18 protein-coding genes and 6 pseudogenes are annotated in these 20,906 nt (G+C 36.6%); 15 read left to right on the forward strand and 9 right to left on the reverse strand.

The window, feature by feature from the left end; all coding sequences use genetic code 11:
* Window positions 1-347: 347 nt before the first annotated feature.
* The 4 genes and pseudogenes from ABZM97_RS09805 to ABZM97_RS09820 form a co-directional block, all read right to left on the reverse strand.
* Window positions 348-422: pseudogene (locus tag ABZM97_RS09805) on the reverse strand (hypothetical protein); the annotation flags it as partial.
* Window positions 423-491: 69 nt separating this feature from the next.
* Window positions 492-1,165: pseudogene (locus tag ABZM97_RS09810) on the reverse strand (SOS response-associated peptidase).
* A 220-nt stretch (window positions 1,166-1,385) separates the two neighbouring features.
* On the reverse strand, window positions 1,386-1,751 hold the full coding sequence (locus ABZM97_RS09815) for a hypothetical protein (RefSeq protein ID WP_367387452.1): 366 nt from the start codon (window positions 1,749-1,751) through the stop codon (window positions 1,386-1,388).
* A gap of 20 nt (window positions 1,752-1,771) precedes the next feature.
* Window positions 1,772-1,900, reverse strand: a pseudogene (locus ABZM97_RS09820) (SAR2788 family putative toxin); the annotation flags it as partial.
* A 37-nt stretch (window positions 1,901-1,937) separates the two neighbouring features.
* On the opposite strand from ABZM97_RS09820, the gene ABZM97_RS09825 reads away from it, so the two are divergent.
* Entirely contained in the window at window positions 1,938-2,090 is a 153-nt protein-coding gene (locus ABZM97_RS09825; RefSeq protein WP_242519855.1) for a hypothetical protein, read from the forward strand.
* A gap of 39 nt (window positions 2,091-2,129) precedes the next feature.
* Here ABZM97_RS09825 and ABZM97_RS09830 read toward each other — a convergent pair whose 3' ends face one another.
* Window positions 2,130-2,363, reverse strand: a complete 234-nt coding sequence (locus ABZM97_RS09830; protein WP_148961745.1) for a hypothetical protein — start codon at window positions 2,361-2,363, stop codon at window positions 2,130-2,132.
* Between the two features lie 72 nt (window positions 2,364-2,435).
* Here ABZM97_RS09830 and ABZM97_RS09835 point away from each other — a divergent pair.
* The 7 genes and pseudogenes from ABZM97_RS09835 (at window position 2,436) to xynB (ending at window position 9,199) form a co-directional block, all read left to right on the forward strand.
* A pseudogene (locus ABZM97_RS09835) lies at window positions 2,436-2,740 on the forward strand (hypothetical protein).
* 77 nt (window positions 2,741-2,817) lie between these two features.
* Entirely contained in the window at window positions 2,818-3,198 is a 381-nt protein-coding gene (locus ABZM97_RS09840) for a UPF0715 family protein (protein ID WP_367387453.1), read from the forward strand.
* Between the two features lie 117 nt (window positions 3,199-3,315).
* Window positions 3,316-3,480 (forward strand): hypothetical protein, encoded by a 165-nt coding sequence (locus ABZM97_RS09845; RefSeq protein WP_202327644.1) that lies wholly within the window; start codon window positions 3,316-3,318, stop codon window positions 3,478-3,480.
* A gap of 220 nt (window positions 3,481-3,700) precedes the next feature.
* Window positions 3,701-4,171 carry a hypothetical protein gene (locus ABZM97_RS09850; RefSeq protein ID WP_367387454.1) on the forward strand — a complete coding sequence of 157 codons (471 nt, stop codon included), beginning with the start codon at window positions 3,701-3,703 and terminating at the stop codon, window positions 4,169-4,171.
* A gap of 765 nt (window positions 4,172-4,936) precedes the next feature.
* Window positions 4,937-5,422 (forward strand): hypothetical protein, encoded by a 486-nt coding sequence (locus tag ABZM97_RS09855; protein WP_367387455.1) that lies wholly within the window; start codon window positions 4,937-4,939, stop codon window positions 5,420-5,422.
* Window positions 5,423-6,163: 741 nt separating this feature from the next.
* A complete protein-coding gene (locus tag ABZM97_RS09860; RefSeq protein ID WP_367387456.1) occupies window positions 6,164-7,555 on the forward strand; it encodes an MFS transporter in 1,392 nt (463 codons plus the stop codon).
* Between the two features lie 42 nt (window positions 7,556-7,597).
* Window positions 7,598-9,199: a xylan 1,4-beta-xylosidase gene (gene xynB / locus ABZM97_RS09865; RefSeq protein WP_087993897.1), complete on the forward strand. Its 1,602-nt coding sequence runs from the start codon at window positions 7,598-7,600 to the stop codon at window positions 9,197-9,199.
* A 151-nt stretch (window positions 9,200-9,350) separates the two neighbouring features.
* Here the strand turns inward: xynB and ABZM97_RS09870 are convergent, their stop codons facing one another.
* Window positions 9,351-10,502: an ROK family protein gene (locus ABZM97_RS09870; protein ID WP_367387457.1), complete on the reverse strand. Its 1,152-nt coding sequence runs from the start codon at window positions 10,500-10,502 to the stop codon at window positions 9,351-9,353.
* 253 nt (window positions 10,503-10,755) lie between these two features.
* Here ABZM97_RS09870 and xylA point away from each other — a divergent pair, with 253 nt between their 5' ends.
* The 4 genes and pseudogenes from xylA to ABZM97_RS09890 all read left to right on the forward strand — a co-directional run.
* Window positions 10,756-12,093, forward strand: coding sequence for a xylose isomerase (gene xylA, locus ABZM97_RS09875; protein ID WP_087993899.1), 1,338 nt, complete (start codon window positions 10,756-10,758; stop codon window positions 12,091-12,093).
* A gap of 168 nt (window positions 12,094-12,261) precedes the next feature.
* Window positions 12,262-13,764, forward strand: coding sequence for a xylulokinase (xylB, locus tag ABZM97_RS09880; protein ID WP_367387458.1), 1,503 nt, complete (start codon window positions 12,262-12,264; stop codon window positions 13,762-13,764).
* Window positions 13,765-14,009: 245 nt separating this feature from the next.
* Window positions 14,010-14,708: a glycoside hydrolase family 11 protein gene (locus ABZM97_RS09885; protein WP_253269119.1), complete on the forward strand. Its 699-nt coding sequence runs from the start codon at window positions 14,010-14,012 to the stop codon at window positions 14,706-14,708.
* A gap of 431 nt (window positions 14,709-15,139) precedes the next feature.
* Window positions 15,140-15,298 (forward strand): annotated as a pseudogene (locus ABZM97_RS09890) (hypothetical protein); the annotation flags it as partial.
* An 83-nt stretch (window positions 15,299-15,381) separates the two neighbouring features.
* Here ABZM97_RS09890 and alr read toward each other — a convergent pair.
* Window positions 15,382-16,566, reverse strand: coding sequence for an alanine racemase (alr, locus tag ABZM97_RS09895; protein WP_087993904.1), 1,185 nt, complete (start codon window positions 16,564-16,566; stop codon window positions 15,382-15,384).
* A 490-nt stretch (window positions 16,567-17,056) separates the two neighbouring features.
* Between alr and ABZM97_RS09900 the strand changes: the two genes are divergently transcribed.
* The 3 genes from ABZM97_RS09900 to ABZM97_RS09910 all read left to right on the forward strand — a co-directional run bounded on the left by ABZM97_RS09900 (window position 17,057) and on the right by ABZM97_RS09910 (window position 19,489).
* Window positions 17,057-17,518 carry a DUF2691 family protein gene (locus ABZM97_RS09900; protein WP_087993901.1) on the forward strand — a complete coding sequence of 154 codons (462 nt, stop codon included), beginning with the start codon at window positions 17,057-17,059 and terminating at the stop codon, window positions 17,516-17,518.
* A 30-nt stretch (window positions 17,519-17,548) separates the two neighbouring features.
* Window positions 17,549-17,983, forward strand: a complete 435-nt coding sequence (gene dutA / locus ABZM97_RS09905; RefSeq protein WP_087993902.1) for a dUTP diphosphatase DutA — start codon at window positions 17,549-17,551, stop codon at window positions 17,981-17,983.
* 666 nt (window positions 17,984-18,649) lie between these two features.
* Window positions 18,650-19,489: a thymidylate synthase gene (locus ABZM97_RS09910; protein ID WP_202327638.1), complete on the forward strand. Its 840-nt coding sequence runs from the start codon at window positions 18,650-18,652 to the stop codon at window positions 19,487-19,489.
* A gap of 122 nt (window positions 19,490-19,611) precedes the next feature.
* On the opposite strand, the pseudogene ABZM97_RS09915 reads toward ABZM97_RS09910, so the two are convergent.
* Window positions 19,612-19,816, reverse strand: a pseudogene (locus tag ABZM97_RS09915) (hypothetical protein).
* Window positions 19,817-19,975: 159 nt separating this feature from the next.
* On the reverse strand, window positions 19,976-20,698 hold the full coding sequence (locus ABZM97_RS09920; protein ID WP_202327732.1) for a YrpD family protein: 723 nt from the start codon (window positions 20,696-20,698) through the stop codon (window positions 19,976-19,978).
* Between the last annotated feature and the right edge of the window lie 208 nt (window positions 20,699-20,906).

A 20,906-nucleotide genomic window follows, 5' to 3' on the forward strand; every position in this document is an offset into this window, starting at 1 on the left:
TTTTTTCAAAATGGCTTCTATTTATTTATCGTAAAATAAGGGTTTGTAAGGTATTTTTGCTCAAACCTTATTTCAAAGCTAAGCTGCATTTTTAAATTACCATAGATTACCTAAATGCAGTTTTTAAACTTTCGAAGTTCAGCGGCGTTGGTCCCGGGCGGCATGAAACCACTACCCCCTAATCATTTATTATCATTGAGAAATTTCTGTACAAATATATTCGTTAACATCGGCTATTTATGTATAGTGAAATAATTATGTACACGTAATGAATTAGGTAAAAACACATGTTATATAAGTACGTGGATATATTTTTTAATATTGTACATTACCATTTATTGAGATACTTTAAGCTCAGTGATATAGTCCTCGTCATCAAGCGGTTCCTTTATCAAATGCAATAGCATTGGCGATACAAACAAAATATCACCTCCTACTTAGAACATATTAGCTAAGCGGAGGTGATATATAAAGCGATATGGCAGTGGTGCTTAATGGGATTCAATCAGCTCAGGTGATTGTTTTTAGGCGAGTTCACTAAAGATGAAACCTGGTATGCTTCCATATCATCAGCATCATAAGGCTGCAGTAAGCTTTGTAGATAATCGGGATCAGTATTTTTAGGATTAAGCCATTCCTTTTCATTGTCATGAGTTAGGATAACGGGCATTCGATCATGTATGCCTTCCATAAGCTCATTAGGCTTTGTAGTAATGATTGTGCAAGTATATAAAGGATTACCTTCTGGAGTTTTCCACTTCTCATATAATCCGGCAAAAGCAAAGAGATTGGATGATTTAAGCTTAATCCGCATAGGAATCTTAGTCTTTGGATCAAGGCGTTTCCATTCATAAAAACTGTCAGCCGGTATGATACAACGTTTGCTTACGAGCGGCTTTCGAAAGCTGGGTTTCTCGGACAATGTTTCAGCACGAGCATTAATCATTTTATAGCCGATCTTTTCGTCTTTAGCCCAAGGAGGGATAAGACCCCATCTAAGTTTGTCCAGCCGGTTGTTAGATCCGTCATTGATGATTGTCAGGATGTTTTGTGATGGAGCGACATTATAGCTTGGGTAATATTCATCTTCAGACAAAAATTGATCTATGTTGAACTGTTCGATGATGTCATCAAACTCAGAGAATAAAGTGAACCTGCCACACATGTTCATCATCCTTTAGGGTTTTTGAATATTGTACAGGCTTGATACACGAAAATCAAAAAGGAGGAATGTGATGCAGCAAACGGTTGAGGTTAAAGAAGTTGAAGTGTTGATTAGGGGAATATGAAGAAAGAAAAAGTTCACTGATATTTATACATTCAACAGTTTTCTGGTAGACTGTACTATAATAAGAAAGCCCCCAAAATTGGGGCTTGAATCTGCGTTAATAACCATTAAATCCCTTAATTTCAAAGTTTTCTGTATCGAGATTTAGGCTATTCAATTGCTTTAACAACACTTCAAATTTTAAGCAGTCACCGTTTCTTAATTCTTCTGGAATATCTTCAGGATTTGCAATTTTCATTCCATTCTCAATCCACTGTTTTCGGTATAACTGAATTGCAGCTTCAACTAAGTGATCTGGAGTTACTATAAAACCTAAGCTTACGTCATGATCTTCACTGTAGCCGTATTCAAAATCGCAACAAGGGCAGATATCAAATGTTTTTTGATACTCACCATCATTGTTTAAGGGGTTGTGAATTAATCCTTTATATCCGCAAATTAAACATGTATATAATTTTGCCATAGCAATCCCTCTTTAAGTTCCTATTTATTTTTATAATAATTATAACCAGCTTTTTTATTTGGATGTTTTGGCTTGAAGTAAGTTATTATAGTATCTTTATTTCCTTGTCGTTCTACAGATAAGAATTCATTTGTCTTCTTATTACTTCTGGGGGATGGGTCATCTTACTTAGCGGGTTTAGCAAATATGGTTATTTTAGGAGAATATCCTGTTGTTTATTTTAAAGATCGTAAAGAGTTTAAAATGGCCGGGGCGACACTAATGACACGCCACAATGTTACAATTTATGAAGACAAAGATCGCAAGAAAAGAGGTGGCCCAAAAGCTGCTGATAAATAAGTTTAAACAAAAAAACCTTCCAGAAAGGGAGGATTAATACTACATATTGACTAAAGTGTAAGTCAATGAAACGATGAATAATAAATACGAAATATAAGAAATTGCTTTTGAAGAACTTGTTTTATGTCTTTGGAATGTATAAATAAGTGCAAAACCTAGGAAGAAAACTGTTACAAACCAAGAAGTGTATTGTGGAAAGATGGCGACCAGTAAAACCATGATTGTTGAAAAAATAAATGATGAGTAATGAGTAACTTTATGATCATTATTCAAAGAAATCACCTCTACAAATTTTTACCCAATTTAGTGTGTATTAAAACATTATATAAAAAGGAGAATAGAAAAATGCCAAACATTATTTCTAAAGAGCAAGATGAAGCAATTTAATACTTTAGAAACAAATTAAATTTATCAGACAAAGACCTATACTTAGAGACAAGAACGAACAATATGCTAACATTCTTTATCAGTTATATAAAGATGATCCGTATTTGTTTATTAGGGTTTTAAAAGAAGGATACGTGGTAAATCAACCAATTGAATTTGATGAGGCCATTGTGCGTTTCTTTAATGGAGAAGAACCGGCTATTGTACATAAAACAATCGGCAGAAGATACAATGTTTGTGATATTTCAAATTGTTTAAGTTAAAACATATATTGTAAGGGATTTTAAGGAAGGATCTAGATAATGTTGTAGAAGCATTCATCATGAAAGGGGTTATAAACATGCAAGTTTTAAGGATCTTTATTGTTCATGTCTTGTCTGCGTTATCAGCTGCTGCTGTTTATGTTTTTGGCATTGATTATGATGGTTACTATCCATATATTCTAATAAGTGCTATTCTCTATATCTTTTATTTAATCTTTGCAACACCTGTTCAATACTTTTTAAATCGTAAGCCAAAAAGATTTAGCCTGAAATATTTATTCATTTATTTATTCTTTTCCTTCTTAGTATGGTTATTCTTCGCTTTAATCACTGATCCAATGAACACCTTAGGGATTCTATTATCATATGAAATTTACTTATTTAGCATTTCATTTGCTTTTATCTTCTGGGTCTGGGACTCAGTTTTTCTGCAAAACAAGGCAAAGACAGCAATCTAAGTTATCACAATCCACAAACTCATGATACATTTAAGGAATAACGGTAAAAAATTGGATTAGACCTCATGAAGAATAATTCTGAATGGCTTTTCTTTATTTTGAAAGGGGTCGAGTAAGGTGAATAGAAAAAAGGATGAAATACAAAGAAAATATAGGGAACAAATGAGAGAGAAGACAGAACAAGAAAAAAAAGATGGCAGTTCACATACTTTTGAGATTGTTGTTGTACTAGCCATCATTATATTGCTGATATTCTTTAATTCAGTATTCAAAGCTTTTTAGATAAAAGAATCGTTAATTGTAAAAATGCAGGCTATTTTTTAAAAAAGAGCCCAGTGCAGCCAAACCAATTCTAAGTACTAATGCTTCAATCTTTCTGATTAGAAAAAAGGGGTTAAATGAGTTTGGGGATATTCACCATATGGAAGAATTTGAGGACTTGAAACTTCAAGGGGCAATTAATGCTTAAATAATGAATCACTACATATTGGGGATATAAAAAATGAAATTGTATAATGAATTTATAAATATAGCTAAAACTCTTAATAAAGAGTTAGATATCATTCCATTATTATATGGATCTTTAGGTCTTGAAAAGGTAACTGGGGTGGCCTTTTCACCAGAAGATATTGATATCCTTATTCCTTTACTTTTTTTAGAGGAAAAGTGGGAAAAACTAAAAAAAATTATGGAACTGCAAGGTTATAAAATGGTTGATTTACATGAGCATGAATTTAGGAAAACTAATACTAAAATAGGCATTGCGTACATAGAGGATTTAAAACCATTTGCAGATGTAGACTATAATAACCTAGAGGTTTTTGAAGATTACGGAGCGAGATATCATTTGCTAACTATTGATGATTACCTCAAGATTTATAATAAGTCTTTGTTAGATGGCTATAGAAGAACAAAGAAGAATAATAAAGACCAAAGTAAAATTAACATATTGAATAAACTGATACAGAATTAATTTCTGTTTTTAATAACAAATTTATGTTTGGAGCAATGTCGCAGTGAAGAAGCATTTGATCAAAAGTACAATTTCTAGTACTTCCAGTACCAATAAAAGTTTAAAGTGGAATACCAATCTCTCATTAAATAAAATAAGAGTTTTAAAAAACTTATTTGTAAAGTGAAATTATAGTACGATTAAGCACTAACTATATCTATCTTAGTTGAGAATTATATTCAGCATGCAAAAAATATAGGTGCGGGTTCTTTTGTCTTTTGCTCTTGCCTTCATGAGTGTTTGATAATCAGTCTAAATCATTTGTTCGTTTGCTAATTTTAGACCGTATTCTGACGCTGAATTTTCATCATCTCGCCTGCAGTTTGCGCTTATTCTTAGCAGAAGGTAACTCATCTTTAAAATCTTCTTTTGATATCTAAGGTCGTGACGTCGAGTATACATTTAGAAATCTCTTATTCTGTTAAGACATAATGGAATTTGATATTGAAATAACATTAGCCATGGTCTAAGATTCTTCTATGTAGATAAGTCGGCCTCCTCCAAGCTACCAAGAATACACTCGTTAAAGAAGCAATTTTAATCAAGATCAATTGATTGGTCAGCAATGCCAGCCTAATCTTCATAAAATGATTTTATGTATTGCACTCCTGAAAGCTCGCTATCTAAGCAGTTTTGAATATGTCTCAAATATAAAGTATCCTGTATATACCATAGTTGGTATATCAGCCACAATAGCCGAGAGTTCCCTATAAGGAGGACAACGCTGTGCGGAAAGCTTTAAGACGTTTATTTAAGATACAGAAAAATCAAAGTCCAGACGCTGATGGCTATTTGCATATTCTAGAGAAGGATATAAATCTAGAATTAAAACAAAAAATATATGTGTTGGAAGGCTTAGGGGAAGTAGTAGCAGAAAAACTGCAACGTAAATATACAGATGTTTTTGAAAGTCAGGGCAAACGTAACCTTAGCATCAAAATTTGTAGAGATATAGATGGAGATGGGATAAGTGATTTAACAGCTGAGAGGTGCTTGGAAAAAGAATACCGTTCCCAAATCACAATTAATTATGGAATTTTAACAGCCAATGAAGATGAAGATATAGACGCATTTACAATTGATTTATGGTATTACTACGGTGGATTTATAGGAAGCGGTTGTGGAACATTATTCGATTTAAATAATGACTTAGAAAAGGAAATTGAAAAGGTACTAATTTTTTTACTCAATGACAAACAATCCGAGAAATAAGAAGAGAGCCACAAAGGGCTTTCCGTTAACTGGTTATGTTTTTAGCGAATAGAAAAGCCCCTAAGAGAGCTTGGATATTGCATGTACCTTATTATGTGCATGATGAGAAGGTGGAATGATCACTTTATGTTTTTCGGTAACCTGATCCATCTATAGTGGTTGTCATGACGTAAACATTATTCGTGTTTTATTTGCCAAAAGTTTAAATTAAATTTTTGAAAGAAAAAATTGTTAAGCTTTCAACCGCCTATACCCGAAAAACATAAAAGAACAGTCCCCATAGCGGAAAACAAGCCGTTTTTATGAGGAACCGCTTTATAAGTGTTATTCTCTTTATCTGTTATTTAATCTTTGCTGCGCCTGAAAAAGAAGGTGAAATCAGTATTTTTCTCAAGCCAATTTAAATTTCACCTGAAAAAAACGTTGAAAAAGCTGAAAGGATTTTATAATATTAAATAAAGTTAGTTTGTTTGGTCAACAAACTAATGTGGTGAACTTATAGTTGTCCATACGATAAGTTCTTTTTCAATATGGATGAAAGGGGGGAAGAGGCTCGACAAAAAACAGATGAATTTACTGCTTGCTGATCACTATTTAGATGAGGATAATGCTCAGTAAAGTAAACCACTAAATTGTTTGCACTCTTTTGAAAGCGCTTTTATAAAACACTGTTCATAAGTCTGGAGATATTTTTTCCATTTCTTACTGTTCCATATTAAAGGGTCGAAAAGGGGAGTAATCATGCTCAGTGAAAATGTAAAGAAGATTAGGATGGTTGAAAAAGTTGGATATGCATCTGGGGATTTCGCGTGTAATTTAATTTATGCAACGGTGTCTACTTACCTTTTGTTCTTCTATACAGATGTATTTGGTTTATCGGCAGCAACAGCCGGTACGATGTTCTTAGTGGTTAGAATCATTGACGCCCTCGCTGATCCTTTTATCGGAACAATAGTAGACAGAACGAACAGCAGATTTGGGCGCTTTAGACCGTATCTTTTATTCGGAGCTTTTCCATTTGTCATACTGGCCATACTCTGTTTTACAACCCCAGATTTTCCGGAGATGGGGAAATTAATATATGCCTATATGACCTATGTTGGCTTGTCGCTTACATATACAACGATAAACGTTCCATATGGAGCGTTAACTTCTGCAATGACTAGAAATAATCAAGAAGTTGTTAGTATAACATCTGTTCGTATGTTATTTGCGAATCTTGGAGGGCTTGTCGTTGCTTTTTTTGTTCCCTTACTGGCTGCCTATTTAAGCGATACTTCCGGCAACGAATCTCTTGGCTGGCAACTAACCATGGGTATTTTGGGAATGATAGGCGGGGGCCTTTTAATCTTTTGTTTTAAAAGCACAAAAGAGCGTGTCACTCTTCAAAAATCTGAAGAGAAAATTAAACTATCTGATATATTTGAGCAATTTCGTGTTAATCGTCCACTTGTTGTATTAAGTATTTTCTTTATTATCATTTTCGGAGTGAATTCAATAAGTAATTCAGTTGGCATCTATTACGTGACGTATAACTTAGGAAGAGAGGATTTAGTGAAGTGGTACGGTTTGATAGGAAGCTTGCCTGCATTGGTCATTTTACCGTTTATTCCAAAGCTTCATCAACGATTGGGGAAGAAAAAATTACTAAACTATGCATTATTACTGAATATAATCGGCCTCCTAGCTTTACTGTTTGTTCCGTCAAGTAATATATACCTCATACTCTTCTTTCGATTAATCGCTGCTGCTGGAAGTCTCACTGCCGGGGGATATATGTGGGCGCTCATTCCTGAAACAATAGAATATGGAGAGTATAGGACTGGGAAAAGAATGGGCGGGCTCATATACGCTATCATCGGATTTTTCTTTAAATTTGGCATGGCCTTGGGAGGGGTTGTACCGGGATTGGTTCTAGATAAGTTTGGATATGTGGCAAATCAGGCACAAACGCCGGAGGCATTAACGGGAATTTTAATTACAACTACCATTATTCCCGTGTTCTTACTGGTTTTAGCCATAATTGATATTCATTTCTATAATTTAGATGAGAAAAAATATAAAAACATGGTACGAGAATTAGAGAATAGAGATAAAGTTTATTTGGATAACATTGATGAATTCAAAGCTTAAATATTGATGAGTGAAAAGAAAATAGCTGAGGAGGAGTCCCAAATGAAGATTATCAATCCAGTACTTAAAGGATTCAATCCCGATCCAAGTATTTGTAGGGTAGGAGAGGATTATTATATCGCTGTATCTACATTTGAGTGGTTTCCAGGAGTACAGATACACCACTCAAAAGATTTAGTGAATTGGCACTTAGTTGCACATCCATTACAGAGAGTTTCACAATTAGACATGAAAGGAAACCCTAATTCGGGTGGGGTTTGGGCGCCATGTTTAAGTTATAGCGACGGAAGGTTTTGGCTGATCTATACGGATGTTAAGGTCGTAGATGGCGCTTGGAAAGATTGTCACAATTATTTAGTGACTTGTGAAACGATTAATGGTGACTGGGGAGAACCGATTACATTAAATAGCTCGGGGTTTGATGCATCTTTATTTCATGATACAGATGGAAAAAAGTATTTATTAAATATGTTATGGGATCAGCGTATTGATCGGCACTCATTCGGAGGAATTGTCATACAGGAGTATTCTGATAAGCAGCAAAAATTAATTGGTAAACCGAAAGTTATATTTAAAGGAACGGATAGAAAACTAACAGAAGCTCCGCACCTTTATCATATCGGGAACTATTATTATTTATTAACTGCAGAAGGAGGAACTCGGTTCGAACACGCTGCTACAATTGCCCGTTCTTCAAGCATTGAAGGCCCATATGAAGTTCATCCTGATAATCCACTCTTAACATCGTGGCATGATCCAGGAAATCCACTGCAAAAATGTGGACATGCCTCCATTGTTCAAACACATACAGGTGAGTGGTATTTAGCTCATTTAACGGGACGTCCTATTCATCCTGACGATGATTCCATTTTTCAGCAGAGAGGATATTGTCCATTGGGCAGAGAAACAGCTATTCAAAAACTCTGTTGGAAAGAGGAATGGCCTTATGTAGTAGGTGGAAAAGAAGGAAGCTTGGAGGTAAAAGCCCCTGCTGTATCAGAAAAGATATTTCCAGCAACCTATCCGGAAGTTGATGAATTCAAGGATCCAACATTAAATATTCATTTTCAAACGTTAAGGATCCCGTTTACAAATGAATTAGGTTCATTGACCCAAGTGCCAAATCATTTGCGATTATACGGTCATGAATCATTAACCTCGACATTTACTCAGGCATTTGTAGCCAGACGTTGGCAAAGTCTCCATTTTGAAGCTGAAACTGCAGTTGAGTTTTATCCGGAGAATTTTCAACAAGCCGCCGGATTGGTGAACTATTACAATACTGAGAACTGGACGGCTCTTCAAGTCACGCATGATGAAGAACTTGGCCGTATTCTTGAATTAACAATATGTGATAACTTCTCTTTTTCACAGCCATTAAAAAATAAAATTGTGATTCCTCGTGAGGTAAAGTATATATATCTAAGAGTAAAAATTGAAAAGGAACAGTATTATTATTTCTATTCTTTTAACAAAGAAGATTGGAGAAAAATTGACATTGCATTAGAATCGAAAAAATTATCAGATGATTACATCCGTGGAGGAGGGTTCTTCACAGGTGCCTTTGTAGGAATGCAATGTCAAGATACCAGCGGTAATCATATTCCGGCCGACTTTAGATATTTTCGTTATAAAGAAAAATAATGTACACGTGAAAAAGGAGACTTCTATTGAAGAACTCCTTTTTCATAGGAGAAGGTATCCTTAATAAAATGGTCTTATTCAACATTACACCAACAAAACAAAAACTCATCTTTGAAGATGAGCGTAGAACATAGAGTTTTGTACAATTTAATCATGTAACGATATCTAGAAAATGTTCAATAACAATCGAAGACATTCCTAATGCCGGTGCATTCTTTCCTAAGGAAGATGGCAATAACTCATAGCTATTGGCCAATTGGGAATAAACCCTGGATGACACTTCACTTCTAATTGAATTTAAAACCATTGGATGCGATTCGATTATGCTGTTTCTTAAAATGACGGCTTGTGGGTTGAAAGTATTTAAAATATTGGTAAGGCCTATGCCTAAATAGAATCCAAAATTTTGTAGCGCATTTAAAGTTCCAATATCATTCAGATGGGCGAGGTCTATGATATCTTGAGTGAACACTTTTTTCTCTTTAGTCTGAAGAGATGTTAATAAAGCCTTCTCGGATGCATACAATTCCCAGCAGCCTCGGTTTCCGCAACTGCATTTAGGTCCATTAAAGTCTATTGTCATATGTCCCATTTCTCCGGAGAATCCGCTGACACCTCTATATAAATGATTGTTGATAATGACGCCGATCCCTATTCCTGTACTGATGCTTGCGTAAATAATGTTATCGTGATTTTTTGCAGCACCGAATACTTTTTCTCCAAATGCACCGGCATTTGCCTCATTTTCAATAAAAACAGGAACATTGAACTTCTCTTGGATGAAAGGTTTTAAGTCAATATTTCTCCAGTTGGAGTTCGGAGTGAAAACAATTTTTTGATTTTCATCAATGAGCCCAGGCACGCATATGCCTATACCAATAAGCCCGTACGGAGATTGTGGCATATGTGTCATAAAGTGATGAATCATATTCACTAGAAGGTCTTTCGTTATTTCTGGAGAATTGCATTCCAAATGGTGGTGTTGATCCAGAACGATCGTCCCTTCAAGGTCTGTTAAAATGCCATTAATATAATCTACACCAACGTCTATTCCTACGGAGTATCCAGCCTTTTGATTAAAAACAAGCATGACAGGTCTTCTGCCGCCGCTTGATTGTCCCTGGCCGATTTCAAATACAAGATTTTCTTTCATTAATGTGTTTACCTGTGATGAAACAGTTGATTTATTTAAACCAGTTCTTTCAGATAATTTAGCTCTTGAAATAGGTGAGTTCTTAAGTATTTCTTTTAATAATAATTTTTGATTTACTTTTTTGACAAAGGTTTGATCTGCGATATCCACTTCATCCACTCCATTTGTATAACCTATAAATTAAGTTGAAATTTTTATGTGTTCAGTATGAAACATGGTACATAGCGAATCTTACCCTTATTATATCTAATGTGTTCATAAAAAACGAAAAAAATATTGAAAATGCGGATGAGGTTATATAAGATGAAAATAAGTTAGTTTGTTTGAACAACAAACTAATAAATAATCTACTTACAATATGGCATAAAATGCGCCTGAATTTATTTTTTAAGGGGGAAATCACATGGCTCAATCTCATTCTAGTTCAGTTAACTATTTTGAAAGCGTAAACAAAGTGGTTTACGAAGGGACAGATTCCACTAATCCTTTAGCATTTAAATATTATAATGCTCAAGAAGTAATCGGCGGAAAAACGATGAAAGAGCATTTGCGTTTTTCTATTGCTTATTGGCATACATTTACCGGTGATGGAACAGACGTTTTTGGAGCGGCTACGATGCAAAGGCCGTGGGATCAGTATAAAGGAATGGATCTGGCCAAGGCGAGAGTAGAAGCAGCATTTGAATTGTTTGAAAAACTGGATGCACCATTTTTTGCTTTTCATGACCGAGATATTGCACCCGAAGGAAGTACGTTAAAAGAGACGAATCAAAATTTAGATCGTATCGTGAGCATGATGAAAGAGTACATGAGAACCAGCAACGTTAAGCTATTATGGAATACTGCAAACATGTTCACGAATCCACGTTTCGTCCATGGTGCCGCGACTTCTTGCAATGCAGATGTGTTTGCGTACTCTGCAGCACAAGTGAAAAAAGGGCTAGAAACAGCAAAAGAACTTGGCGCCGAGAATTATGTGTTTTGGGGCGGCCGTGAAGGATACGAAACATTGTTAAATACCGATTTGAAATTTGAACTTGATAATTTGGCTAGATTTATGCATATGGCAGTGGATTATGCGAAGGAAATCGGGTATACAGGGCAGTTTTTGATTGAACCAAAACCAAAGGAGCCGACCACTCATCAATATGATACAGATGCAGCAACAACCATTGCTTTTTTAAAGCAATATGGCTTAGACAATCATTTTAAATTAAATCTTGAAGCCAATCATGCCACATTAGCCGGACATACATTCGAACATGAATTACGCATGGCAAGAGTACACGGTCTGCTTGGCTCTGTTGACGCGAACCAAGGTCATCCTCTTTTAGGCTGGGACACGGATGAATTTCCGACAGATTTATATTCCACGACATTAGCAATGTACGAGATCCTGCAAAATGGCGGCCTTGGAAGCGGCGGATTAAACTTTGACGCAAAGGTCAGTAGATCTTCTTTTGAGCCTGATGATTTAGTATATGCCCATATTGCGGGGATGGATGCATTTGCAAGAGGATTGAAAGTAGCTCACAAATTGATCAAAGAACGTGTGTTTGAAGATGTGATTCAACATCGTTATCGCAGTTTTACTGAAGGGATTGGCCTTGAAATTACAGAAGGAAGAGCTAACTTTAATACACTTGAGCAATATGCGCTAAATAATAAATCAATTAAAAATGAATCTGGAAGACAGGAACAATTAAAAGCAATATTGAACCAATACATTTTAGAAGTATAACAGATGAAAGAGAAGCTCCATACTGCCGTAAAAGATATAGCAGGATAGCCAAGTTACCTGAACTACCCGTCATGATTCCTTACCTCTTGATTATGGATATGACGGGTAATTTCTAAAATTCGGATTTATGTAGAGCGAATGGTTTTTAAAGGGTTAAGGAGTGAAAACATGAAGTATGTCATTGGAATAGATCTTGGAACGAGTGCTGTTAAAACCATTTTAGTTAATCAAAACGGCAAGATTTGTGCAGAAACATCCAAAGAATATCCGCTCATCCAAGAGAAGGCAGGGTATAGTGAGCAAAATCCTGAAGACTGGGTGCAGCAAACAATTGATGCATTGGCTGAATTGGTTTCTATATCTAACGTTCAAGCCAAGGATATTGACGGAATAAGCTATTCAGGACAAATGCATGGGTTAGTACTGCTTGACCAAGACAAACAGGTGTTACGTCGTGCCATTCTTTGGAATGATACCAGAACGACGCCTCAATGTAACAGGATGACCGAGGAATTTGGCGATCATCTTCTTGACATCACAAAAAACCGTGTTCTAGAAGGGTTTACATTACCAAAAATATTATGGGTGAAGGAACATGAACCTGAACTTTTTAAAAAAACTGCTGTTTTTTTGCTTCCGAAGGACTATGTGAGATTCCGTATGACTGGTGCGATTCACACCGAATACTCCGATGCAGCAGGAACTTTACTTTTACATATTACTCACAAGGAGTGGAGTGATGATATTTGCAATCAATTTGGTATTTCTGCAGCTATTTGTCCTCCGCTTGTTGAATCTCATGAATGTGTAGGATCGCTGCTTCCCAATGTTGCGGCGGAGACAGGGCTATTGGAAAAAACAAAAGTGTACGCTGGGGGAGCAGATAACGCTTGTGGTGCTATCGGAGCCGGTATTCTCTCTTCAGAAAAAACACTATGCAGTATTGGGACATCAGGGGTCATACTTTCCTGCGAAGAAGGCAATGAAAGAGATTTTAAAGGGAAAGTGCATTTTTTTAATCATGGAAAAAAGGATACTTTTTATACGATGGGGGTCACGCTTGCTGCAGGATACAGTTTGGACTGGTTTAAAAGAACGTTTGCACCAAACGTATCGTTTGAGCAATTACTGCAGGGGGTGGAATCTATTCCGATAGGGGCAAATGGACTGTTATACACTCCTTATTTGGTTGGCGAAAGAACGCCGCATGCGGATTCTTCTATTCGGGGAAGCTTGATCGGAATGGATGGAGCTCACAAAAGAGAGCATTTTTTGAGGGCAGTAATGGAAGGCATCACCTTCTCTTTACATGAATCAATTGAGCTATTTCGCGAATCGGGTAAATCAGTTCATACTGTTGTTTCTATCGGTGGGGGAGCTAAAAATGAAACGTGGCTTCAAATGCAGGCAGATATTTTCAATGCGAGGGTGATTCAATTAGAAAATGAACAAGGTCCAGCCATGGGGGCCGCTATGCTAGCTGCCTTTGGGAGTAGGTGGTTTGAATCCCTTGAAGAAGGTGCAGAGCAGTTCATTCGTGAGGCTGCTGTATTTTATCCAAAGGAACAAAATGTTCAAAAGTATAAAACACTATTTGATTTGTATAAGAACATTTACACTCACACAAAGGATCTCAATACGGCTTTAAAGAGCTTTCGAAAAACCGAATGAGAAATGTCAGGTGATCAACGGAAGAACAATTAATGAAATTCTTTGGTAAAAAACCAATTACTGCAATTCTATTTCCCATCAAAAAACATAAAGGGATTACATTCTAAATGAAACTTTTTAGGGGGATAGCAGGAACGACAATATAACTACTATGTAATTTGTTTCCTTGTTTTGAAAGGTGGTGAGAAAAACAAATCATCACGGTAATACATAAATACAAATTAATCAAACAGGAGGGTTACCAAATGAAACAAAAAAGAATGAGGTTTTTGTTGGCAGCTTTATTTAGTCTGGCCCTGACATTACCTGCCTGGTCCGCACAGGCGGCAACTACAATCACCTCAAATCAAACCGGCACCCAAGATGGCTATGATTATGAATTGTGGAAGGATCATGGGAACACCAGTATGACGCTCAATAGTGGCGGCGCGTTTAGTGCCCATTGGAATAACGTTGGGAATGCGTTATTCCGAAAAGGCAAGAAATTCGATTCAACCAAGACTCACTCACAACTTGGAAACATATCAATTCATTATAACGCAACCTTCAATCCAGGCGGAAATTCCTATCTGTGTGTGTATGGATGGACGAAGGACCCGCTCGTTGAATATTATATCGTCGATAATTGGGGCACCTATAGGCCGTCGGGAACGCCAAAGGGTACTATTACTGTTGATGGGGGCACATATGACATTTATGAAACGATTCGAATCAACCAACCCTCTATCATAGGTATTGCAACATTTAAACAGTATTGGAGTGTCCGGCAGACAAAACGAACGAGCGGAACTGTATCTGTCAGCGAACACTTCAAGAAGTGGGAAAGCTTAGGAATGCCAATGGGTAAGATGTATGAAACCGCGCTTACGGTAGAGGGATATCAAAGTAATGGCAGTGCTAATGTAACTACGAATGTACTGACTATTGGAGGGAAAAGCAGATAATCCTTTTCGTTTTGTGACTCAAAACCTGATTTGGTATCCGTCCAAACTTTTGGTTCACGAAGAAATCGGAAGTATGTTTACACACAAATAAGCCCCTCACGTTAACGTAAGGGGTGTTTTTTATGATCTACATTAGCTGTTTCTATATCATTCAACAAGCTTAAAAAGCACGATTGACTCTATCTATAATGAGTTACTAAAACAGATAAAAAATATAGAGTATTATAAAACATCTACTAATCCCTTCAATGAGACGCTGTGTGTTTTAAACAAATTCAAGAAGATAAGCGTGCAGAAGCAGAAAAAAATACACAACTAGGGAAGGGATCACACAAGGAGTGCGGTCTTTTACAGAGCGGAAACATTCCCTCATGATGAAGAGAACTTAGTTCTGGGTTAAGTGTTTTTTCCTTTGGATATTAAACTTTGTGATCGGTTTTGTGTACAAATTCATGCTGGAAACAAAGGGGCGTACATGTAAAGACCGCAAAGAGCATTTTCTTTCTCGACACGATAAAAATACCATGAAAAATCAGTTCTTAAGGTATAATCAATCATTAATTTGGCGCTTTACATCTCTCAGTTTATAGGAGGTTGGTTTCGGAAAAGTAAAATCCCCCGGTAGAGGAATCTTGGTCAGCATAAAGTATTTGCAAAAAACGTACGTAAAATCCTACACGTACATTACTGGAGTGGATACCTTGATAATCTCGCCATCTCTTATATAAAAACGAGGGATGCGGCGGCTTAATGTTGACACCACTTCGTAGTTAATCGTATTAAGCATGTCAGCAACTTCATCAACGGTGATCTCAGCTCCTTTTTGCTGACCGTAAATCACGACTTCCTCTCCTTGTTTACCTTCACCGTCCTCACCTAAACTAACCATGATCATATCCATTGTCACTCTCCCCGCCACTCGCACTCGTCTTCCGCGATGAAGAACAATTCCGCGATTGGAAAGTTCACGAGAATAACCGTCAGCATATCCGACCGGGAGTGTAGCGATGACTTCATCGGGTTCTGCGATGTATGTAGCCCCATAGCTAACGGTTCGGGGTTCTGTCCGCATGGTTTTCACATAAGCGATGCGCGCCTTTAAACTTAATGCAGGTTCAAGTAAAACGAGGCCTAGTTGTTTAATATAGTCTGAAGGATATAAGCCGTACATGCCGATGCCTAAACGAATCATATCAGCGCTATATTCAGGAAAAGCGATCGCCGCAGCCGTATTGTTCATATGCACGGTGGGCAATTCAATGCCTTGATTTTTTAAAAAGCTGAGAAAACTGATAAATTTATCGTGCTGCAGCTTGGTTAATGTGGTGTCTGGTTCATCAGCTGTTGAAAAATGGGTATAGATACCTGCCCATCTTAGGAATTTACTTGCTGTTAATGCTTTCACTACTGCTAAAAGTTCTTCTTTTGTGCGTAACCCTAATCGACCCATACCGGTATCCACATTAATATGAATACCCAATCGGTCAGTACTCTCTTCGTTTTCCAATATCTTGTTCGCTTTTTGAATCCAATCAACCTGAAATGCTGTTAACTCAATATTCCAAGCCGCTGATTTTTTCACACAACTAAGGGATGTAAAACCAAGCACAAGGATAGGTGCTGTAATGCCCGCTTTTCGTAAAACGATTCCTTCCTCTACGCTGGCAACAGCGAGCTCACTCGCCCCGTTTTCGAGGGCATGGCGCGCCACTTCTACAGACCCATGACCATAACCGTTCGCTTTCACGACAGCCATAATTTTGCTCTTATTTGGAATATGACGGCGAATCGCTCGCAAATTTTTTTTTATGGCATCAAGATCGACTTCGATCCAAACTTCTCGGCAAAGCTTTGTCATCATCGCTTCCTTCCTTCTTATGGAATAGTAAAAACCGCATTTAGCCGCAAAAATAAATGTTAATTGTTGGATGCGTTCAATCTTATTTTATTCAACTTCATTTAAAATCATTCAACAGTAAATCCATGATATACGAGAAGGTGATCATCGATGCCGAAGCTGTACATGAATATTTTCTTTCAATGTTCTATAACCCAAACGTGAAACAATTCTGGTTTCCGAAAAAAATTCCATAAAACGGAAATATCCCCAGATAGACGTACTCTGGAAAAACAAGCAGGACACTTATATGAAGGTACTTATCCGGGCTAACTTATCTTGGAGGACGCGTATTGTTACTGAACATTGGATGCGACTTTAAATGAGAAGATCTGATAATTTGCAAAAGAAGATTGGTGTCAAACGGCAGTCAATTCCTTGTTCCATTAACCTAACATCAGAGTATATAATAAAATTCATATTCAGAAAATCGTTTAAGTGAGGGATAAACATGAAAAGGGGAGTTCATTTTCAAATACCGAATGAATATGGGGATTATTTATGGAGAATACTGCAGCCGTTAGAAATAGATAATTATATGTGGCAAACGAGTGGGGAATCCTATTTTGTTGTAGATGGAGAGCTCGATGATGAGGAGCTCTTTAATGATTACGCGATTGTTGAAGGGACTAACTTAGCGAATCGATTAAAAACCAATCAGTACTATACCATTTTCGTTGAACTGCAAGCATTCCCACTTGGAAAAACGGTTAATCAAGTCCAGACATACGAAGAGTTTGTTGGCAGTGATTGCGAACTTGTCCTTTTGATAGCAGATAATAGCTATGTCTCGATTTACTGTAAAAACAAAAATGCCATTGAAAAACTTTACTTCAATGCATTAAAGAATAATTTTGAAGACGTTCAATTTATAACTGATGAAAACGACACAAGAACAGGACTTACAGTATGATAGTTAATATTTTTAAAGGAGCTAATACATATGACAATGCAAATTAAAATCAAATATCTAGATGAAACACAAACAAGAATCAGTAAAATTGAGCAGGGAGATTGGATTGATCTTCGAGCTGCTGAAGATGTAGCAATTAAAAAAGATGAATTTAAACTTATCCCGTTAGGTGTAGCTATGGAATTGCCTGAGGGTTACGAAGCACATGTCGTTCCCCGTTCAAGTACATATAAGAACTTTAGTGTTATTCAAACAAATTCAATGGGTGTTATCGATGAATCGTACAAGGGTGACAGCGATTTTTGGTTCTTTCCTGCTTATGCATTGCGTGATACAGAGATTAAAAAAGGAGATCGGATCTGCCAGTTTAGAATAATGAAGAAAATGCCGGCAGTTGAATTGGTTGAGGTAGAGCATTTGGGGAATGAAGATAGAGGCGGGCATGGTTCAACTGGAACGAAGTAAAACAATAACCTTGGCTGATTTTTTGAAGGAGGATAATCATGGAGGTTAGCCAAGGTATATCTTATCGTATTCAAAAATCAATAATTTAATATGAAGGATTTAATTATAAACAAATTTTAAAACGAGAAGTTTTGAAAAAGTGAAATCGTAATAACTAAAGTTGATAAAGAACCTAAAGATGTCAAAGAAACAATTTTTCGAATGCTTTGCTTTTTTGAAGGTTTACTTAGTTCTTGAATAACTGCACCCCATAAAAGCATGGATGCTAAAATTATAGTACTCATATACATATCAATGCTCCCTTTCTTACAGTTTTAACATCGCTATCGATTTTACCATATTTAGGCTAGAGATGTCGATGAAGATAAGCATCTCTATAAAAGAATACTTTTATGAAAGATATTAAAGTATAAAGGAAAAAATAGTAATGACACTGATTTAAACCAAATTAAACGGTGTATGTATCAAACTGGCGGTAACTATAAGCTGCGTGACAGACTATGTTATGGAGAAATACAGTGTAAAAGAGGGGCTGACTCCTCTTTAAATACACAGTGATTGGAATAAGAACTCATTTTATCTGCACGTGCTTAGTATTTGCGTTAATATTGTTTTCGTAATAAATTATGCCAAGTAACTGAAAATGAAAGAAGGATATGAATAGTCATGACTCAATTCGATAAACAATACAATTCAATTATTAACGATATTATGAATAATGGAATCTCAGACGAAGAATTTAATGTAAGAACCAAATGGGACTCTGATGGAACACCGGCTCACACACTTAGTGTAATCAGTAAGCAGATGAGATTCGACAACTCAGAAATACCTATTTTAACGACCAAAAAGCTGGCCTGGAAAACGGCCATTAAAGAGCTGCTCTGGATTTGGCAGCTTAAATCTAACGATGTTACTGAATTAAACAAAATGGGCGTACCTATTTGGGATCAGTGGAAACAAGAAGACGGCACCATCGGAAATGCTTATGGATTTCAACTGGGGAAGAAAAACAGAAATCTAAATGGAGAAAAAGTGGATCAGGTCGATTATCTTCTTCAGCAATTGAAGAACAACCCATCTTCACGGAGACACATTACAATGCTATGGAATCCGGATGAACTAGACTCAATGGCCTTAACACCATGTGTATACGAGACACAGTGGTACGTTAAACAAGGGAAGCTCCACCTAGAGGTAAGAGCGAGGAGCAATGACATGGCCTTGGGGAATCCCTTCAATGTATTTCAGTATAATGTTTTGCAGCGCATGATTGCTCAAGTGACTGGTTATGAGCTTGGTGAATATATCTTTAATATTGGCGATTGCCATGTGTACACACGTCATATAGACAATTTGAAAATTCAAATGAAAAGAGAACAGTTTGAAGCACCTGAATTATGGATGAATCCTGAAGTTAAAGATTTTTATGACTTTACCATAGATGATTTCAAGTTAATCAACTATAAACATGGGGACAAGCTTTCATTTGAGGTAGCGGTTTAATGCTGCCTCTTTATTGATTAATAGGCAATCTTAATTTTATTAAGACATCTTGAAGATGAATTAAATTGAGCTAAAAGATATATATGCTATAGACTCATATGAAAAAGTAAAGTTAATCTTTTTTATTTAGAAGAAAGAAAATATCCTAATTTTGAAACTAAATACAAAGTAAAAGCGATCATTAAAGTTCTTGATATCACAATTCCATGAATATCCAGGTCATATCCAGCAGGTATCAACGCTTTTGTATTAAACATAAAATATTGATATTAGAAGAGCTATTATAACCAAAAGCATTCCAAAAGGACCTGTTTTTCCATATTTCATACTAATTTTCCACCCTATATTTAAATGATAAGCAAATACAAGAGCTGTAGAGTCTGTGATGATTTCTAATATAATCCGAGCTATGCACTGCATGCCGTTTTTTGTGTAATTGTCCTAATAAAACCGCCTGGCAATGCCGGCGGCCTTTTGCTGTTTCGTTTATTTATTAACAGAAATTGAAACGTTATTTCCTGAAACAGAAACAGTTGCGAAATCCTGCGTATCTACCACAGGAGTGACGGCTTTATTGTCGATTGTAATGTTGTTAAAGGCTGTCGAAAAGGTTGCTTTGATGGCAGAACGCTGACTTTCATACGAAACAGCCGCGGTAGCAAGAGTTTTCCATTTTGAGATTGTGCCGATATTGGTTCCTTGGATTTCTGTGATAATCCGGCCTGTATACCCGTCATTGTTCGTTCCCCAAAGGGTCATGCGTGTATTGCCGTTCAAATTTTTATAGATTGTCATTTGGACTGTGCTTCCAGGACGAAAACCTTTGGTATATGTGAATTTGTCTTTTCCTTCGATGTACGTTTCATCATTTTTGGATCCTACCTTCATGAGAGGCTTCCAGACGTTGTATTGTTTGCTGTACTGAAGCCCGAGATCTGCCTCAGTTCCGCTTTTTGCGCTAAATCCTGAATAAATATACGGAGTAGAGACCGAGTCATCATTTTTCACGGTGTCAGGAAGCTTGATTTTAGCTGTGAAAACGGCGCCAGTACTGTTCAGGTAGGCGCGGCCGCCGATTCCTTTAGGCAGCTGGGTAGCTGCTTTTGCGACCTGAGTGTCTGCCGCGGGTAAGCCAGGAATACCCGATGATAGTGTTCCGAAAAGAACTGCTGTTCCTATTGCACCTGCAATTAATACTTTTTTCAACACAATTCCCCCTTTTGATAATGGTTTCGTCATTTATTATACCTTATTTTGGAACTGGATTTGTGGATATAAATCGACAAAATATTTCATCTTATTCATACATTTCATATTGGTGGTTTTGTCGAAAAACGGTTACTTCAATCTGACTTATATATTATTGCATAAGCATTTATAAACTAATTAAACTATGTACTAAATATTCAATATAAAT

The organism is Bacillus vallismortis, from assembly GCF_040784915.1.
GTDB lineage: Bacteria > Bacillota > Bacilli > Bacillales > Bacillaceae > Bacillus > Bacillus subtilis_G.

Bases quoted from the DNA above. Each gene is read 5' to 3' on its own strand.
- alr (WP_087993904.1), bottom strand. From the start codon at position 16,566: ATGACAAAGCTTTGCCGAGAAGTTTGGATCGAAGTCGATCTTGATGCC.
- ABZM97_RS09825 (WP_242519855.1), top strand. From the start codon at position 1,938: ATGGTTATTTTAGGAGAATATCCTGTTGTTTATTTTAAAGATCGTAAA.
- xylB (WP_367387458.1), top strand. From the start codon at position 12,262: ATGAAGTATGTCATTGGAATAGATCTTGGAACGAGTGCTGTTAAAACC.
- xynB (WP_087993897.1), top strand. From the start codon at position 7,598: ATGAAGATTATCAATCCAGTACTTAAAGGATTCAATCCCGATCCAAGT.
- ABZM97_RS09815 (WP_367387452.1), bottom strand. From the start codon at position 1,751: ATGGCAAAATTATATACATGTTTAATTTGCGGATATAAAGGATTAATT.
- dutA (WP_087993902.1), top strand. From the start codon at position 17,549: ATGACAATGCAAATTAAAATCAAATATCTAGATGAAACACAAACAAGA.
- xylA (WP_087993899.1), top strand. From the start codon at position 10,756: ATGGCTCAATCTCATTCTAGTTCAGTTAACTATTTTGAAAGCGTAAAC.
- ABZM97_RS09910 (WP_202327638.1), top strand. From the start codon at position 18,650: ATGACTCAATTCGATAAACAATACAATTCAATTATTAACGATATTATG.
- ABZM97_RS09900 (WP_087993901.1), top strand. From the start codon at position 17,057: ATGAAAAGGGGAGTTCATTTTCAAATACCGAATGAATATGGGGATTAT.
- ABZM97_RS09850 (WP_367387454.1), top strand. From the start codon at position 3,701: ATGAAATTGTATAATGAATTTATAAATATAGCTAAAACTCTTAATAAA.
- ABZM97_RS09885 (WP_253269119.1), top strand. From the start codon at position 14,010: ATGAAACAAAAAAGAATGAGGTTTTTGTTGGCAGCTTTATTTAGTCTG.
- ABZM97_RS09860 (WP_367387456.1), top strand. From the start codon at position 6,164: ATGCTCAGTGAAAATGTAAAGAAGATTAGGATGGTTGAAAAAGTTGGA.
- ABZM97_RS09840 (WP_367387453.1), top strand. From the start codon at position 2,818: ATGCAAGTTTTAAGGATCTTTATTGTTCATGTCTTGTCTGCGTTATCA.